At 74.8% G+C, this 16,547-nt stretch carries 14 protein-coding genes; 11 read left to right on the top strand and 3 right to left on the bottom strand.

What is annotated here, in order from left to right:
• Positions 1-60 precede the first annotated feature (60 nt).
• From ACWERV_RS08455 to sucD, 4 genes are all read left to right on the top strand, one after another.
• Positions 61-2,727, top strand: a complete 2,667-nt coding sequence (locus tag ACWERV_RS08455) for a DUF5682 family protein (RefSeq protein ID WP_452930376.1) — start codon at positions 61-63, stop codon at positions 2,725-2,727.
• A 215-nt stretch (positions 2,728-2,942) separates the two neighbouring features.
• Positions 2,943-4,034 carry a VWA domain-containing protein gene (locus tag ACWERV_RS08450; RefSeq protein WP_452930666.1) on the top strand — a complete coding sequence of 364 codons (1,092 nt, stop codon included), beginning with the start codon at positions 2,943-2,945 and terminating at the stop codon, positions 4,032-4,034.
• 325 nt (positions 4,035-4,359) lie between these two features.
• On the top strand, positions 4,360-5,538 hold the full coding sequence (gene sucC, locus ACWERV_RS08445; RefSeq protein ID WP_398185123.1) for an ADP-forming succinate--CoA ligase subunit beta: 1,179 nt from the start codon (positions 4,360-4,362) through the stop codon (positions 5,536-5,538).
• A gap of 25 nt (positions 5,539-5,563) precedes the next feature.
• A complete protein-coding gene (sucD, locus tag ACWERV_RS08440) occupies positions 5,564-6,448 on the top strand; it encodes a succinate--CoA ligase subunit alpha (protein ID WP_398185120.1) in 885 nt (294 codons plus the stop codon).
• A 69-nt stretch (positions 6,449-6,517) separates the two neighbouring features.
• Here sucD and ACWERV_RS08435 read toward each other — a convergent pair whose 3' ends face one another.
• Positions 6,518-7,378 (bottom strand): RNA polymerase sigma factor, encoded by an 861-nt coding sequence (locus tag ACWERV_RS08435; protein ID WP_452930373.1) that lies wholly within the window; start codon positions 7,376-7,378, stop codon positions 6,518-6,520.
• Between the two features lie 339 nt (positions 7,379-7,717).
• Between ACWERV_RS08435 and ACWERV_RS08430 the strand changes: the two genes are divergently transcribed.
• Complete coding sequence (locus ACWERV_RS08430) at positions 7,718-9,172, top strand: cell division protein PerM (RefSeq protein ID WP_452930663.1); 1,455 nt, start codon at positions 7,718-7,720, stop codon at positions 9,170-9,172.
• 19 nt (positions 9,173-9,191) lie between these two features.
• Here the strand turns inward: ACWERV_RS08430 and ACWERV_RS08425 are convergent, their stop codons facing one another.
• Positions 9,192-10,049 (bottom strand): hypothetical protein, encoded by an 858-nt coding sequence (locus ACWERV_RS08425; protein WP_452930370.1) that lies wholly within the window; start codon positions 10,047-10,049, stop codon positions 9,192-9,194.
• A gap of 402 nt (positions 10,050-10,451) precedes the next feature.
• Between ACWERV_RS08425 and purN the strand changes: the two genes are divergently transcribed.
• Together purN and purH are read left to right on the top strand one after the other, a co-directional pair.
• The gene (purN, locus tag ACWERV_RS08420) at positions 10,452-11,051 is read left to right on the top strand and encodes a phosphoribosylglycinamide formyltransferase (RefSeq protein ID WP_398185849.1); all 600 of its coding nucleotides are present in this window, start codon (positions 10,452-10,454) and stop codon (positions 11,049-11,051) included.
• Complete coding sequence (purH, locus tag ACWERV_RS08415) at positions 11,048-12,631, top strand: bifunctional phosphoribosylaminoimidazolecarboxamide formyltransferase/IMP cyclohydrolase (protein ID WP_452930367.1); 1,584 nt, start codon at positions 11,048-11,050, stop codon at positions 12,629-12,631. Before purN ends, purH begins: the two co-directional genes overlap by 4 nt.
• A gap of 159 nt (positions 12,632-12,790) precedes the next feature.
• Here purH and ACWERV_RS08410 read toward each other — a convergent pair whose 3' ends face one another.
• Positions 12,791-13,459 carry an RDD family protein gene (locus tag ACWERV_RS08410; protein WP_452930364.1) on the bottom strand — a complete coding sequence of 223 codons (669 nt, stop codon included), beginning with the start codon at positions 13,457-13,459 and terminating at the stop codon, positions 12,791-12,793.
• 145 nt (positions 13,460-13,604) lie between these two features.
• Here ACWERV_RS08410 and ACWERV_RS08405 point away from each other — a divergent pair, with 145 nt between their 5' ends.
• From ACWERV_RS08405 to ACWERV_RS08390, 4 genes are all read left to right on the top strand, one after another.
• Positions 13,605-14,471: a bifunctional methylenetetrahydrofolate dehydrogenase/methenyltetrahydrofolate cyclohydrolase gene (locus ACWERV_RS08405; protein ID WP_398185104.1), complete on the top strand. Its 867-nt coding sequence runs from the start codon at positions 13,605-13,607 to the stop codon at positions 14,469-14,471.
• On the top strand, positions 14,461-14,859 hold the full coding sequence (locus tag ACWERV_RS08400) for a DUF3017 domain-containing protein (protein WP_398185101.1): 399 nt from the start codon (positions 14,461-14,463) through the stop codon (positions 14,857-14,859). The genes ACWERV_RS08405 and ACWERV_RS08400 overlap by 11 nt, the downstream gene beginning before the upstream one ends.
• A gap of 451 nt (positions 14,860-15,310) precedes the next feature.
• Positions 15,311-16,087 carry a helix-turn-helix domain-containing protein gene (locus ACWERV_RS08395; RefSeq protein WP_452930361.1) on the top strand — a complete coding sequence of 259 codons (777 nt, stop codon included), beginning with the start codon at positions 15,311-15,313 and terminating at the stop codon, positions 16,085-16,087.
• A 224-nt stretch (positions 16,088-16,311) separates the two neighbouring features.
• Positions 16,312-16,547 (top strand): lactate/malate family dehydrogenase (locus ACWERV_RS08390; RefSeq protein WP_452930358.1); only part of this gene is annotated, 236 nt, incomplete at its 3' end.

Genomic DNA, 16,547 nt, shown 5'->3' with positions numbered 1-16,547 from the left:
GAAGCGCCGCCCACGGACCGGGCGGTGTCGGGAAGCGGGATGTTCGGGAGGGGGCGCGGCATGAGCGGTACGACAGGATCCGAGGTACGGCGGGCGGCCGGGCAGCCGGAGGAGACGGCAGCGCCCGGCGTGTCCGGGCCGGATTCCCCGTCCTCCGGGCCGGGCGAGGAAGAGCGCGCGGCTGCGACCGGTGCGCCCGCGCTCCGCGGGAAAGCCCGGGACGTGCTGGCCGCGACCGTGGTGGCGCAGGGCACGGGGGACGCGGTGCTGCTCGGCGTGCGGCACCACGGGCCCGGGTCGGCGCGGGCGGTGCTCGCCGCACTGGAGGCCTACCGCCCGCAGGCGGTGCTGATCGAGGGCCCGCCGGAGGCCGACGCGCTGGTGGGACTGGCCGCGGATCCCGCGATGCAGCCGCCGGTCGCGCTGCTCTCGCACGTGGTCGACGACCCCGCGCGCGCGGCCTTCTGGCCCTTCGCCGAGTTCTCGCCCGAGTGGGTCGCCCTGCGCTGGGCCGCGGCCGCGGGCGCGGAGGTCCGCTTCATCGACCTTCCCGCCGCCGTCAGCCTGGCCCTGCGCCCCTCCCCGGAAGACCTGGCCCTCGCCGACGCCCCGGACGACGCGGATGAGGAGGCCCCGACCGGTCCCGGGACGCCGTCCGCCGCCGGGCCCGCGCCCGGTCCGGGGGACGCCCCCGCCGCCCCCGGGGACGCGCCCGAAGCGACCGGGCCCGAGCCGGGGCCCGGCGGGGGTGCGGGGGAGGCGGACGTGCGGATCGATCCGCTGGCGGTGCTCGCGGAGACGGCCGGGTACGACGATCCGGAGCGCTGGTGGGAAGACGCGGTCGAGCACCGCGGCGACGGCACCGGCGGAGGTGCCGACGGCCAGGCCGATCCGCTCGCCCCGTTCGCCGCGCTCGGCGAGGCGATGGCCGCGATCCGCGCGGTGCACGGCGACGGCGGCCACCCCCACGACCCCGTGCGGGAGGCACACATGCGGCTGCGGCTGCGCGAGGCCCGCCGGGCGCACGCGCGGACGGCCGTGGTGTGCGGGGCCTGGCACGTGCCCGCGCTCGCCGCGCGGACGGCGGTCGCCGCGGACCGGCAGCTGCTCAAGGGCCTGCCGAAGGTCCGGGTGGAGACGACGTGGGTGCCCTGGACGCACCGCAGGCTCGCCCGCGCGAGCGGGTACGGCGCGGGCATCGACTCGCCGGGCTGGTACCGGCACCTGTTCACCTCACCCGACCGGCCGGTCACCCGCTGGATGACGAAGGTCGCCGGGCTGCTCCGGGAGGAGGACATCCCGGTCTCGTCCGCGCACGTCATCGAGGCGGTGCGGCTGGCCGAGACGCTCGCGGCGCTGCGCGGCAGACCGCTCGCCGGGCTCGGCGAGGCGACGGACGCGGTGCGCGCGGTGATGTGCGACGGCTCCGATGTGCCGCTCGCCCTCATCCGCGACAGGCTGGTGGTCGGGGACGCGCTCGGCGAGGTGCCGCCGGACGCGCCCGCGGTGCCGCTCGCCCGGGATCTGGCCCGGCAGCAGCGCACGCTGCGCCTCAAGCCGGAGGCGCTGGAGCGCCATCTGGACCTGGATCTGCGCAAGGACACCGACGCCGCCCGCAGCAAGCTGCTGCACCGGCTGGCGCTGCTCGGCGTCGGCTGGGGCGAACCCGCCGGCGGCCGGGGGAGCACCGGCACCTTCCGGGAGGAATGGCGGCTGCGCTGGGAGCCCGAACTGGCGGTGCGGGTCGCGGAGGCCGGGATCTGGGGGACGACGGTGGCGTCCGCCGCGGCGGCGAAGGCAGCCGACGCGGCAGCGCACGCCACGACACTCGCCGAGGTCACGGCGCTGGCCGAGACATGCCTGCTCGCCGGTCTCGCGGACGCGCTGCCCGTGGTGATGCGGGTGCTGGCGGATCGCGCGGCGCTCGACACGGATGTGGCGCACCTGGCGGCGGCGCTCCCCGCGCTGGTGCGGGCGGTCCGCTACGGGGACGTGCGGGGGACGGACGCGGCGGCGCTCGGCGAGGTCGCCGCGGGCCTGGCGCTGCGGATCTGCGTCGGGCTGCCGCCCGCCTGCGCGGGGCTGGACGCCGACGGGGCGGCGGCCATGCGCGAACATCTCGACGGGGTGCACCGCGCGGTCGCACTGCTGCCCGACCCCGCACTGCGGGACCGCTGGGCCGCAGCCCTGCGCGGGCTCGCCGAACGCGCCGACCGGCCCGGCGGGGCCCCCGGCGGCATACCCGGGCTGCTGCGCGGAGCCGCCGCCCGGCTGCTGCTGGACGACGGGCGGCTGACACCCGAGCAGGCCGCCCGGCTGATGGGGCTGACACTCTCCCCGGGCACCGCCCCCGCGGACGCGGCCGGCTGGATCGAGGGCTTCCTCGCGGGCGGCGGGATGCTGCTCGTGCACGACGAGCGCCTGCTCGCGCTGCTGGACGCATGGATATGCGCGGTGCCGCCCGCGGCCTTCCCCGATGTGCTGCCGCTGCTGCGGCGGACGTTCGCGGAGTTCGAGCCGGGGGTGCGCCGCACGGTCGGCGAGCTGGTCCGCCGCGGCCCGGCGACCGCCCGCCGTCCCGCCCCCGGCTCCGCGGAACCCGGCCTGCCCGGATTCGCCCCGGCCCTCGACCCGTCCCGCGCCGCCGCCGCGGCCCACACCGTCCGCCTGCTGCTCGGCACGACCACGACCACCGACCTGGGAACCCACCCGACCGGGGGAGCCTGACAATGACCAATCCCCACCCCACCGACCCCCCCACCCCGCCCCTGCCGCCTGCCCCTGCGGCGTCCGCCTCCGGCGCGGCAGCCGAGCCCCCCGCCCCCGGCGGAAGCACCCCCGCCCCCGGCGGCAACACCTCCGCCCCCGGCGGAAGCTCCTCCGGCAGCCGCGTGACCGGCGGAAGTAGCTCAGTACCTGTCCTCGCCGGAGGCGAGGAGCGGATGCGGCGGTGGCGGATGGTGCTCGGTGGGGGGGAAGGGACGGGGTACGCGCTCGCGGGGCGGGACGCGGCGATGGACCGGGCGCTCGGGTCGCTCTACGGGGGGAACGGGGCGGGGCTCGGGGGGTCGGCGCCGCAGGTCGCGCGCTGGCTCGGGGACATCCGCCGGTATTTCCCCACCTCCGTGGTGCAGGTGATGCAGCGGGACGCGATCGGCCGGCTCGGCCTGTCCGCGCTGCTGCTGGAGCCGGAGATGCTGGAGGCGGTGGAGGCTGACGTGCATCTGGTCGGCACGCTGCTGTCGCTCAGCAAGGCGATGCCCGAGACGACGAAGGAGACCGCGCGGGCCGTGGTCCGCAAGGTCGTCGAGGATCTTGAGGCCCGGCTCGCGACCCGCACCCGGGCGACGCTGACCGGCGCGCTCGACCGTTCGGCCCGGGTCGGCCGGCCGCGCCACCGCGACATCGACTGGGACCGTACGATCCGTGCCAATCTGCGGCACTACCTGCCGGAGCACGGCACGGTCGTGCCGGAGCGGCTGATCGGCTACGGGCGGGCGGACCGCTCGGTGAAGAAGGACGTCGTGCTGTGCATCGACCAGTCCGGGTCGATGGCGGCCTCGGTCGTCTACGCCTCCGTCTTCGGCGCGGTCCTGGCGTCGATGCGTGCGATCGCGACGCGCCTGGTGGTGTTCGACACGGCGGTGGTCGATCTCACCGACCAGCTCGCCGACCCGGTGGACGTGCTGTTCGGCACGCAGCTCGGCGGCGGTACGGACATCAACCGGGCGCTGGCGTACTGCGCTTCCCGTATCACCCGTCCGGCTGACACCGTGGTGGTGCTGATCAGCGATCTGTACGAGGGCGGTATCCGGGACGAGATGCTGAAGCGGGTCGCGGCGATGAAGGCGTCCGGCGTGCAGTTCGTGGCGCTGCTCGCGCTGTCGGACGAGGGTGCGCCGGCGTACGACCGGGAGCACGCGGCGGCACTGGCAGCACTGGGCGCGCCCGCGTTCGCCTGCACGCCCGACCACTTCCCGGACGTCATGGCGGCGGCCATCGAGAAGCGCCCGATCCCGATACCCGAGGCCTGAGGCCGTACGGGGCCCGGAAAGGCCCCGTCCGGGGCCCTCCGGCGGTGGCCCGAACGGGCGGGTTGTGACCGTTCTCACCGCTCACGGCCATGCCCGGATTTCGGCAGCGCCGCCGCGCGGCGATAACCTGCAAGACGGACATGCCGCGTACTCGGACACCGCGTGCGCTTATCTGGTGACAGCTGGTGGTGCAGTCGCCCTGCCCGTGCGGCACGCCCAGCCGGCAGGCGGCGCTGTACGTGTTCACGACGGCAGCCTCCCGCCGACGCGTACACCATCCGGGCTTAACTCCAGCCGATTCCAGGGAAAAGGGAGACGGACGCGCGTGGACCTGTTCGAGTACCAGGCGAGGGATCTCTTCGCCAAGCACGGGGTACCGGTGCTGGCCGGTGAAGTTATCGACACGCCTGAGGCGGCGCGCGAGATCACCGAGCGGCTCGGCGGCAAGTCGGTCGTCAAGGCCCAGGTCAAGGTCGGTGGCCGTGGCAAGGCCGGCGGCGTGAAGCTGGCCGCGACCCCGGACGAGGCCGTCGCCCGCGCGACGGACATCCTCGGCATGGACATCAAGGGCCACACGGTCCACAAGGTGATGATCGCCGAGACGGCCCCGGAGATCGTCGAGGAGTACTACGTCTCCTTCCTCCTGGACCGCGCGAACCGCACCTTCCTCTCCATCGCGTCCGTCGAGGGCGGCATGGAGATCGAGGAGGTCGCGGCGAACCGTCCCGAGGCCGTGGCGAAGACCCCGATCGACGCGATCGACGGTGTCGACAAGGCGAAGGCCCAGGAGATCGTGGCCGCCGCGAAGTTCCCGGCCGAGGTCGCCGACCAGGTCGCGGACGTGCTGGTGAGCCTGTGGGAGGTCTTCATCAAGGAGGACGCCCTCCTGGTCGAGGTCAACCCGCTGGCCAAGGTCGCCTCCGGCCAGGTCCTCGCGCTGGACGGCAAGGTGTCGCTGGACGACAACGCGGAGTTCCGCCACCCGGACTTCGAGGAGCTCCACGACAAGGCCGCCGCCAACCCGCTGGAGGCCGCCGCCAAGGCCAAGGGCCTGAACTACGTCAAGCTCGACGGCCAGGTCGGCATCATCGGCAACGGCGCGGGCCTCGTCATGAGCACCCTCGATGTCGTCGCGTACGCCGGTGAGGCGCACGGCGGCGTGAAGCCCGCCAACTTCCTGGACATCGGCGGCGGCGCATCCGCCCAGGTCATGGCCAACGGCCTGGAGATCATCCTCGGCGACCCGGACGTCCGCTCCGTCTTCGTCAACGTCTTCGGTGGCATCACCGCGTGCGACGAGGTCGCCAACGGCATCGTCCAGGCGCTGAAGCTGCTGGAGGACCGCGGCGAGCAGGTCACCAAGCCGCTCGTCGTCCGTCTCGACGGCAACAACGCCGAGCTGGGCCGGAAGATCCTCACCGACGCCGCGCACCCGCTGGTGCAGCGCGTCGACACCATGGACGGCGCGGCCGACAAGGCCGCCGAGCTGGCCGCCGCGAAGTAAGCAGAGGACGAGGACACACACCACTATGGCTATCTGGCTCACCAAGGACAGCAAGGTCATCGTCCAGGGCATGACCGGCGCGACCGGCGTCAAGCACACCAAGCTGATGCTGGGCGACGGCACCAACGTCGTGGGCGGCGTCAACCCGCGCAAGGCCGGGCAGAAGGTCGACTTCGACGGCACCGAGGTACCGGTGTTCGGTTCGGTCAAGGAGGCCGTCGAGGCCACCGGCGCGAACGTCACGGTCATCTTCGTGCCGGAGAAGTTCACCAAGGACGCCGTCGTCGAGGCGATCGACGCGGAGATCCCGCTCGCCGTCGTCATCACCGAGGGCATCGCGGTGCACGACTCCGCCGCCTTCTGGGCGTACGCCGGCAAGAAGGGCAACAAGACCCGCATCATCGGCCCGAACTGCCCCGGCATCATCACCCCGGGCCAGTCGAACGTCGGCATCATCCCGGGCGACATCACCAAGCCGGGCCGTATCGGCCTGGTCTCGAAGTCCGGCACGCTGACGTACCAGATGATGTACGAGCTGCGCGACATCGGCTTCTCGACCGCGGTCGGCATCGGCGGCGACCCGATCATCGGCACCACGCACATCGACGCGCTCGCCGCGTTCGAGGCCGACCCCGACACCGACCTGATCGTCATGATCGGCGAGATCGGCGGCGACGCCGAGGAGCGGGCCGCGGCCTTCATCGAGAAGAACGTGACGAAGCCGGTCGTCGGCTACGTCGCGGGCTTCACCGCGCCCGAGGGCAAGACCATGGGCCACGCCGGCGCCATCGTCTCCGGCTCCTCCGGCACCGCGCAGGCCAAGAAGGAGGCCCTGGAGGCCGCGGGCGTCAAGGTCGGCAAGACGCCGTCCGAGACCGCGCGGCTGGCCCGGGAGATCCTGGTCGGCTGACCCACCGCCGCACACCGGACGGCCCGCTCCCCGCAACGGGGGGCGGGCCGTCCGCCGTCGCGGGGGGTCTCAGGGCGCGGTCCGCGCCGCCTGACCGTGCGGCGGCACGGGGTCGTGGTGGTGCGAGGCGCCCGGACGGCTCGGTCCGACGATCATGCCGACGGTCGTGACCAGCAGCACCGTCCCGGCCGCGGCGAAGGACGCGAGGGTGCGGCGCCGCGTCCCGCGCTCGCTCGCCTCCCGTACGCCCGCGGCCCGCGCGGGCACCTCCGGGGCGCCGTCCGGCGCGGGCGGCGGTTCGGGTACGGCCGCGAGCAGACCGCCCAGGTGCTCGGCCGCGTCACCCCCGTCGTACGCGTCCGGCGCCGCCGCGGCCAGCTCGCGGCGGGCCCCGATGATGCGGGACGCGGCGGCCGCCGGGCTCGACTCGACCTCGGCCGCGGTGCGCACCAGGCTCATCCCGAGCCCGTCGTGCAGCAGCAGCGCCCGCCGCCGCTCCGGGTGCAGCCCCACCAGCGCGCGCCACAGGCCGTCCTCCGGCGCGGGTACGGGCGGGCGCCTGCGCACCCGCTTCCAGTGCCGTTGCCAGGGCGCGAGCGCGTAGGTGTGCGCGGTGGCCCGCAGCCAGCCCGCCGGGTCGCTGTCCCGCGCGACCTCCGGCCACCGCTGCCAGGCCTGGTCGAACGCCCGCCGCACCGCCTCGGCGGCCAGCTCCGCGTCGCCCGTGAGGACGACGACCTGCCGCCGCAGCGGCCCCGCGCAGCGCAGGTAGAGCGCGTCGAACGCGGCCTCGGGGTCGAGCGTGTCCGCCGGGTCGAGCAGCGCGTCACCCGGGTCCGCCGCCGTCTCCGTACGGACCGGCGCCGCGGGCGCGACCTCAGCCGGGGCCGCTACCGCCTCCGCGTCCGGCCGCAGGATCTCGGCGGTCACCGCGGGGTGAACGGTGACCGTCCCCAGCGGAAGAAGGGCCGTCGCCGAAGCGGCGGGGGAGGGAGGGGCCGGCGCGGAAGGGGACGCGGCGGCGACGGACGCGGGAGCGGTACGGGCGGTCCGGGCGGCGGCCCGGGGCCGGGACGTGTGGGGGCGCTTGCGCCTGCTCACGAGGTACGCCTGCTCACGGGAACGACCTCTCATCTCATCCGACTCGTCATATGCATCAGACAGTCCGAAAAAAGCATGTATACGCCGCATCATGGGCGACACGACGACCAACCGCCTGCTGCACGGGCGAAACGGGTGTTGTTGGCACCATGGGACGGCGTGACCCATATGACGCAACCGGCGGCCCGCCCCGGCTCCGGAGCAGCGGCCGAGCCCGACCCCGACCTCCCCCGCCCCCTCCCCGCGCTGCGCGCGTCCGCCCTCGCCGCGGGGACGGCCGCGGCGGGGCTCGCGCTGCTCGGCCTCGCGGCGGTCGTGCTGCTGCTCTGGGTCGTCTCGCCCTTCCCCGACAGCGGACTCGGCGGGGCCCTGCACATCGCCGCCGACCTGTGGCTGCTGGCGCACGGCGCCGACCTGGTGCGCGACACCACCCTCTCCGGGACCCCGGCGCCCGTGGGCGTCACGCCGCTGCTGCTCACCGTGCTGCCGGTGTGGCTGCTGTACCGCGGGACGGCGTCGGCGGTCGCCAACGGCACGCGTGCCTGCGCGGGCTGGGTGCTCGGCGGCTACCTCGCCGTCGCCGTGCCCGTCACCGTGTACGCCACCGCCGGGTCGCTGCACGTCGGCGTGCTGTCCGCGCTGCTGCACGTGCCGCTGCTCGCGGGCGCCGCGACCGCCGCCGGGGCGTGGGCGGGCAGCGGCCGGCCCCTGCTGTCGGCCCGGACGTGGGGCGGCGACGTCGCGCTCGCGCTGCGGGCCGGCGGTATCGGCGCGGGTGTCCTGGTGGGCGGCGGGGCCGTCGTCGGCGGACTCGCCCTCGGGTGGCACTCCGGGGCGGCGGGCCGGACGTTCGGGCAGCTCAGCGCGCCCTTCGCGGGCCAGGCCGCGGTGTTCCTGCTGTGCGCGCTGCTGGTGCCGAACCTCGCGGTGTGGTCGGCGGCGTACGCGCTCGGGCCCGGCTTCTCCGTCGGCGCGGGCAGCACCGTCGCGCCCGCCGGGACCTCCGGCTACCCGCTGCTGCCGCGTTTCCCGCTGCTCGCCGCGCTGCCGGGCCAGGGCGGGCCGACCCCGGCGGGCTGGGCGACCCTCGCGGTGCCGGTCCTCGCCGCCGCGGCGCTGGGCTGGGTCTGCGTACGCGCCCGACTGCGGCCCGGCCGCACCGCCCTGGTCACCGCGGGCGCCGCGGTGACGTGCGGGCTCACGCTCGGGATCCTCGCGGCGGCCGCGGGCGGGCCCCTGGGCGTCGGCACCCTCGCGCACGTCGGCCCGGTGTGGTGGCTCACCGCCGCCGCGGCCGCCGCCTGGCCGCTGGCCCTGGTGCTGCCGCCCGCCGCGGCCGTGTCCTGGCTGCGTACCCGCACCCCGCGCGCCAGGGCGGTGCCCCAACCGCCGCCGCAGCCGCCGCAGGTCCCGCAGCCGCCCGTACGCCCGCGCCCGCTCCAGCCGTTCCGGCCCCCGGCGCCGCCACAGCCGCCGCAGCCGCCGCAGCCGCCGGTACCGCCGAAGCCGCCCGTGTCGGCAGGACCGCCGCCGTCGTCGCCACCACCGGCCCCGCTCAAGACGTCGAAGCCGCCGGTGCCTCCCGTGCCGCCGAAACCGCCCGCGCCGCCCGACGGGAGCTGAGGACGGGAGGGAAGGAGAACTACGGGCGCATCGACGGCAGGTCGCGCAGCGGCTTCGGGAGGAGCTTCTGGCAGGCGTGCGCGGCCGGAGTGGTGAGGGCGTCCTGGCGGCAGGTGTAGTAGTCGCGGTAGGCGAGGTGGAAGGCGTACGTGCCGGCCACGATGACGAGGGCGAGCCCGCTCGCGACGATGCCCGTCCAGGCCGCCGTGACGAACGAGCGCTGTGCGTCCGGGCCCGGCGCGGGCGGCGCGGGGCGCGCCGACTGCGTGGCGTCGGCCAGCGCGGAGGCGGCCGCGGCGCGGGCCTGGGCGCGCTCCTCGTCCGGCATGCGCAGCGCGCTGATGCCCCAGTAGAGCGCGAGCGCGCCGAGCAGCAGGCCGACCGGCGTCCAGCCGAGCAGGGCGAAGAGCAGGCCGCAGCTGCCGAAGAAGAGGGCGTAGCGGGAGCGGCGGTGGGCCGGGTCGGTGGGGTCGAAGCGGGGGCCGGTGCCCTGCGGGCCGGTGGGGCCCTGCATGGGGTCGGGCCGTCGCCCGTACGGGTCGGGCCGTCCGCCCTGCGGCTGGCGGCTGCTCCACTGGCTGCCCCACGCCTGGGGTGCGCCGCGCGGCGGGGTGGGCGGGGTGGAGCCGGGGCCGGAGGAGCCGGATCCGTCGGGGGAGCCCTGCCCCGACCCGGAGTCCGGTCCACCGGAGCCGTCCGAACCGTCCGAGCTGCCCGAACCGCCCGAGCCGCTCGAACCCGAGGGCTGCCGCGGCTGCCAGGGCCGGTCCGGTGTGCCCTCGGGGGGCGGTGCGAACGGGTTGTCCTGGTCCTGGTCGCCCTCGGGCGTGCGCAGCGCGAGACGAATACGGCCGCTGCTCATGATGTGATGCGCCATCCCCTGGGCTCGACTCCTCGTGCGGGCATTGCGGTCTGGTGAAATCCTCCGGCCTGTGCGGCCGTATGTACGTCATACGTGACACAGGTGTCGGATACATCACGTTCACTCTCGCGCAGGGCGCGCGAAGTCCGTGTTCCCGGCAGACGCTACCCTCCGCGCGCTCCCCCGTCCCGCGGGGGCCGTCCGGAGTGCCGGTATCGTTGCTGACGGTCGGGGGTCTCGTAGGGTTCCCCGGAATCCGGCCAATCCCTGACTCGTACGATCATCCTAAGGCTGACGGGTGACTGCCCGGCGGCCGCGAGAGAGAGCCTCCCGCCAGTGGCCGCCCGTACTCCCGCCTCGTCCGACGCGCCGTTCGTCGTCCCGCCCGCCGCAGACTCCGCCGGATCCACCGCGCGCGTGGTCGTGCTGGTCTCCGGCTCCGGCACCAACCTCCAGGCGCTGCTGGACGCCGTCGCGGCCGACCCCGGGTACGGGGCCAGGATCGCCGCAGTCGGCGCCGACCGCGACGGGATCGCCGGTCTGGAACGCGCCGAGCGCGCCGGGATCCCGACCTTCGTCGTACGCGTCAAGGACCACCCCGACCGTGCCGCGTGGGACGCCGCCCTCACCGCGGCGACCGCGGCCCACTCCCCGGACCTGGTCGTCTCTGCCGGTTTCATGAAGATCGTCGGCAAGGACTTCCTCGCCGCCTTCGGCGGCCGGTTCGTCAACACCCATCCCGCGCTCCTGCCGAGTTTCCCCGGGGCCCACGGCGTACGCGACGCGCTCGCGTACGGCGCCAAGGTCACCGGGTGCACCGTCCACTTCGTCGACGACGGCGTCGACACCGGCCCGGTCATCGCCCAGGGCGTGGTCGAGGTCAGCGAGGACGACACGGAGGAAGCGCTCCACGAGCGCATCAAGGACGTCGAGCGGCGGCTGCTCGTCGACGTCGTAGGGCGGCTGTCGCGCGACGGCTACCGCATCGAAGGACGAAAGGTACGGATCCCGGCATGAGCGCCGACACCACCGAAGGCCAGGACAAGCGCCCGCTGCGCCGCGCGCTGATCAGCGTCTACGACAAGACCGGCCTGGAGGAGCTGGCCCGCGGGCTGCACGAGGCGGGTGTGGAGCTGGTCTCCACCGGCTCGACGGCCGGCCGGATCGCCGCCGCCGGGGTGCCCGTCACGCCCGTCGAGGAGCTGACCGGCTTCCCCGAGTGCCTGGACGGCCGGGTCAAGACGCTGCACCCGCGCGTGCACGCCGGCATCCTCGCCGACCTGCGGCTCGACGACCACCGGCGGCAGCTGGAGGAGCTGGACGTCAAGCCGTTCGACCTGGTCGTCGTCAACCTCTACCCCTTCCGCGAGACCGTCGCCTCCGGCGCGTCCGACGACGAGTGCGTGGAGCAGATCGACATCGGCGGCCCCTCGATGGTGCGCGCCGCCGCCAAGAACCACCCCTCCGTCGCCGTCGTCACCAGCCCCGAGCGGTACGCCGACGTGCTGGCCGCCGTGCGTACCGGCGGCTTCGACCTCGCCGCCCGCAAGCAGCTCGCCGCCGAGGCCTTCCGGCACACCGCCGCCTACGACGTGGCCGTGGCCTCCTGGTTCGCCGAGGGCTACGCGGCCGACGGCTCCGGCGACTTCCCGGCCTTCGCCGGTGAGGTCTTCACCCGCCGCCAGACCCTGCGCTACGGCGAGAACCCGCACCAGGCCGCCGCCCTGTACGTCAGCGCCGACGCCCCCGCGAGCGGCCTGGCCGGCGCGGAGCAGCTGCACGGCAAGGAGATGTCCTACAACAACTACGTGGACACCGAGGCCGCCCGGCGCGCCGCCCACGACCACGACGAGCCGTGCGTGGCGATCATCAAGCACGCCAACCCGTGCGGCATCGCGGTCGGCGCGGACGTCGCCGAGGCGCACCGCAAGGCGCACGCGTGCGACCCGCTGTCCGCGTACGGCGGCGTCATCGCCGTCAACCGCCCGGTGTCGGTCGCGATGGCCGAGCAGGTCGCGGAGATCTTCACCGAGGTCATCGTCGCCCCCGGCTACGAGGACGGCGCGGTCGAGGTGCTCGCCCGCAAGAAGAACATCCGGGTGCTCAAGGTCGAGGGCGCCCCGGCCGCGGTCACCGAGCGGCGCCCGATCGAGGGCGGCGTCCTGATCCAGGCCAAGGACCGCTTCCAGGCCGAGGGCGACGACCCCGCCGGCTGGCGGCTGGTCAGCGGTGAGCCGCTGGCCCCGGCCGAGCTGGCCGACCTGGCGTTCGCGTGGCGCGCCTCGCGCGCGGTGAAGTCCAACGCGATCCTGCTGGGCAAGGACGGCGCCACGGTCGGCGTCGGCATGGGCCAGGTCAACCGGGTCGACTCGGCCAAGCTCGCGGTCGCCCGCGCGGGCGCCGAGCGCGCGGCCGGCTCGTACGCCGCGTCCGACGCCTTCTTCCCCTTCCCCGACGGCTTCGAGGTGCTCGCCGAGGCGGGCGTCAAGGCCGTCGCCCAGCCCGGCGGCTCGGTCCGCGACGACGCGGTGATCGAGGCCGCGCAGAAGGCCGGCGTCACGATGTACCTGACGGGTACGCGGCACTTCTTCCACTGAGCGGGCACGCACTGAGCGGGCACGCACTGAGCGGGCACGCCCTGAGCGAGCACGCGAACGGCCGCGGCCGTACCCCCTTTCCGGGCGGGTACGGCCGCGGCCGTCGTGCGTGCCGATTCGGTACCGAGGCAGCAGAAGCGGTGTATCGGAAACGGCGTATCAGAACTGGTCTTTGACGACCACCGTGCCGACCATCTTGTCGGCCCACGTCTGGTTCTTGGAGTCCCACAGCGGCCACAGGTAGCCCAGGCCGCACGGGATGCCGTCCAGGATGTGCAGCAGGCGGCGGCCGAAGGCGCGGCCGAAACCGGTCGCCGAACCGTCGCGCTCGCGCAGCAGCCGGATGCCGACGATCTTCCGGCCCGGCGTCTGGCCCGTCTTCCCCTCGCGGTAGCTGAGGAAGATCGTGGCCGCCAGCAGCAGGATGCCGCCGACGACCATGAGCGTCACGTTCGTGCTGGTCGCATCCGGCACGTTGTGGCAGTTCTTCTGCGAGATGCCGTGGTCGGCGCACTTGTTGTAGGCCTGCTGCACCTTGACGGCGTGCGGGATGTAACCGGCCAGGTAGACGCCCGCGGGCACCAGGTTGACGATCAGGAAGTCCAGCAGCAGCGACCCGAGCCGCGCGCCCCAGCTCGCGAGCGGCGGCATCCCCGGCGGCACCCCGCCCGGCTGCGCGTAGCCGTACGGCTGCTGGTAGCCGTAACCGGCCGGCTGCCCGTACGGGACCTGCGGCGGGACACCGGGCGGCATCTGTCCGTACGGCTGCGACGGCGGCTGCTGGGGCTGGCCGCCGTACGGGTACGGGGGGCCGGGAGGCTGGCTCACGTGCGGTTTCCTTCGCGGGACGGGGACGGGCGGCAGCGAACCGCCACATACTCCGACCAGGTGACATCGCCGCGCAAGGGCTGTCCCCGTACGGGAACCGCACGGATTTGCTGACCGGCACCCCCGATCGACGACAATGGGGGCCATGAGCGCCCAGATTCTCGATGGCAAGGCCACCGCAGCCGCGATCAAGTCCGAACTGACCGAGCGTGTCCAGGCGCTCAAGGCCCGCGGTGTCGCCCCCGGGCTCGGCACTCTGCTGGTCGGCGACGACCCCGGCAGCAAGTGGTACGTCGCCGGCAAGCACCGCGACTGCGCGCAGGTCGGCATCGGCTCCATCCAGCGCGAGCTGCCCGCCACCGCCACCCAGGAGGACATCGAGGCGGTCGTCCGCGAGCTCAACGAGGACCCCGCCTGCACCGGCTACATCGTGCAGCTCCCGCTGCCCAAGGGCATCGACACCAACCGCGTCCTGGAACTCATGGACCCCGCCAAGGACGCGGACGGGCTGCACCCCACCAACCTCGGCCGGCTCGTCCTCGGCGTGCCCGCACCGCTGCCCTGCACCCCCAACGGCATCGTCGAACTGCTCCGCCGGCACGGCGTCACGATCAACGGCGCGCACGTCGTCGTCGTCGGCCGCGGCATCACCGTCGGGCGCTCCATCGGCCTGCTCCTCACCCGCAAGTCCGAGAACGCGACCGTGACGCTGTGCCACACCGGCACGCGCGACCTGTCCGCGCAGCTGCGGCAGGCCGACATCGTCGTCGCCGCGGCGGGCGTGCCGCACATCGTCAAGCCCGAGGACGTCAAGCCCGGCGCCGCCGTGCTCGACGTCGGCGTCAGCCGCGACGAGGCCGGCAAGATCGTCGGCGACGTCCACCCCGCCGTCGCCGAGACCGCCGGCTGGCTCTCCCCCAACCCCGGCGGCGTCGGCCCCATGACCCGGGCGCTGCTCCTGCAGAACGTCGTCGAGGCGGCCGAACGGCAGGCGGCGGGCCGTGTCGGCTGAGCTCGGCCCCGGAGGCCGCCCCGCCGTCACGACCTCCACCGCGCGCCCCGAGGGCGGCGGGCGCGCCGCCCCGGGCGACGCGCCCGCACCCGCACGGCAGTGGCCCATCCTCCTCGTCGTCGCCGGCACGGTCGCCGGCCTCGTCACCACCGCGTCCGGCGCGTTTCGCGCGGGCGCGATCACGGTGGGGGTGGCGCTGCTGCTCGGGGGAGTGCTCCGGTGGACCCTGCAGTCGGTCGGCATGCTCGCCGTCCGCAGCAGGTTCACTGACGTGATCACGTACGCGATCCTGGGCCTCGTGATCATCCTGCTGGCCCTCATGGCCCAGCCGGACCCGATCCTCCGGATCCCGTTCCTGGAGGACATCATCCACTTCTCGGTTCGGTAGGGGTTTCGCTCCGGGGTGCGCCTTGCGGTGTCCCGCGCGACCTTCTGCCGGTGGTGGGCTGGTCGCGCAGTTCCCCGCGCCCCTTTCGCCCCGGGGTGCGCCTTGCGGTGTCCCGCGCGACCTTCTGCCGGTGGGTGGTTGCGCGCGCAGTTCCCCGCGCCCCTGGTGGGTGCCCTGCGCGGCAGAAGCGAGCCCAATACCGCGCAGGGTGAGCGTTTTTAGGGGCGCGGGGCTGTATTCGTTATGCGGCTGGCGCCGCGTGGGCGCGCTCAGCCCCCACCGGCGGAGGATCGCGCAACGCACCTCCGGGGGCAGCCCGGGGCGTCGCCGGGGGTGGGCGTTAGCACAAACGGGCTCCCCGTGTGGGGGGTTGAGCGGAAAGAACATCCGTGCGGCACGGGTGTTCTATCGTTGCCCTCGGTATCCGTCGGGACACGAAGGGTGCGGGGTCATGGGTCAATGGGAGCCGCTCACGGACCACGCCCCCGTGGACATGCGGCGGCTCGCGACGCAGTTGCGGCGCATGAAGGACCGCAGCGGCCTCACCGTGCCCGCGCTCGCCGCGCGCACCGCGGAGTCCGCGGAGGCGTGGGCCTCGTACCTCGCGGCGCGCCGCGTACCGCCGCTGGCCGCCGTGGAGGTGCTGGCGCAGGCGAGCGGCGCGGACTACGAGCGGGCCGGCGCGCTGTGGCGGCTCGCGGACAAGGCGGCGAACGGCACGGGCGAGCGCGGCCGCGGCAAGCCCGTTCCGGATCCGGACCCGCTGGATCCGCTGAGCGCCGAGGAGGGCCTGCCGCCCGGCCGCAGGCGGGCCGTCGTGCTGGGGGCGGCCGGTGTGTGCGCGGTGGCCGCGCTCCTCACGGTCGTCCTCCTCGCGAGTACGGGCAGCGGCAGCGCCCCCGGCCCCGGCGCCGCCCCGACGGCGACGGCCACGAGGGCGCCCGCGTCCCGTACCCCCGTGGCCTCTCCGCCGCACACCCAGCCGCAGGCCTCGGCGCGGCCGCCCGCCGGTACGACGGCGCCGCCCGCGCCGGACAGTTCGCCGCAGACGTCCGCCCCGCCGTCCGCCGCGCCGCCCGCCCCGGTGGATCCGCCCCCCTCCGCGCCCGCGACCTCGACGACGACCGCGGCGCCGAGCCCCTCGGACGGGCCGCCGACCGCGACGCCGAGCCCGACGTCCACCGGTCTCTGCCTGGGCCTCATCGTGCTCGGGGTCTGCATAGGGTGAGGCAGGTCACCCCGCGGTGGCCGAAACAGCACGTCGGCGGCATGCCGGGGCGGGGCCGGGTCCGCTCGGCGACAGCCCCGCGATAGCCTGACGGGTGGCTCTCCCGACGACGGGGAGATCCGCGATCTGGGCCGCCGCCCAGCCATTGCCGAGCGGCCGCGCACAGGCCGCACCCCCGACCCCAGCAGCACGCGCGGCGAACGCGCACAGGCCAGGAGAAGGCAATGACTCGCACTCCCGTCAACGTCACCGTCACCGGAGCGGCCGGCCAGATCGGCTACGCGCTCCTCTTCCGCATCGCCTCGGGCCACCTGCTCGGCGCGGACGTGCCGGTGAAGCTCCGGCTGCTGGAGATCCCGCAGGGGCTCAAGGCCGCCGAGGGCACGGCCATGGAGCTGGACGACGCGGCCTTCCCGCTGCTGCGCGGCATCGACATCACCGACGACCCGAACGTCGCCTT

It is taken from the genome of Streptomyces sp. NPDC004031, assembly GCF_053604375.1.
This window is presented reverse-complemented; position numbering and strand designations above follow the sequence as displayed.

Bases quoted from the DNA above. Each gene is read 5' to 3' on its own strand.
- ACWERV_RS08425 (WP_452930370.1), bottom strand. From the start codon at position 10,049: ATGGCGCATCACATCATGAGCAGCGGCCGTATTCGTCTCGCGCTGCGC.
- purH (WP_452930367.1), top strand. From the start codon at position 11,048: ATGAGCGCCGACACCACCGAAGGCCAGGACAAGCGCCCGCTGCGCCGC.
- ACWERV_RS08455 (WP_452930376.1), top strand. From the start codon at position 61: ATGAGCGGTACGACAGGATCCGAGGTACGGCGGGCGGCCGGGCAGCCG.
- ACWERV_RS08450 (WP_452930666.1), top strand. From the start codon at position 2,943: ATGCGGCGGTGGCGGATGGTGCTCGGTGGGGGGGAAGGGACGGGGTAC.
- ACWERV_RS08430 (WP_452930663.1), top strand. From the start codon at position 7,718: ATGACGCAACCGGCGGCCCGCCCCGGCTCCGGAGCAGCGGCCGAGCCC.
- sucD (WP_398185120.1), top strand. From the start codon at position 5,564: ATGGCTATCTGGCTCACCAAGGACAGCAAGGTCATCGTCCAGGGCATG.
- ACWERV_RS08405 (WP_398185104.1), top strand. From the start codon at position 13,605: ATGAGCGCCCAGATTCTCGATGGCAAGGCCACCGCAGCCGCGATCAAG.
- ACWERV_RS08395 (WP_452930361.1), top strand. From the start codon at position 15,311: ATGGGTCAATGGGAGCCGCTCACGGACCACGCCCCCGTGGACATGCGG.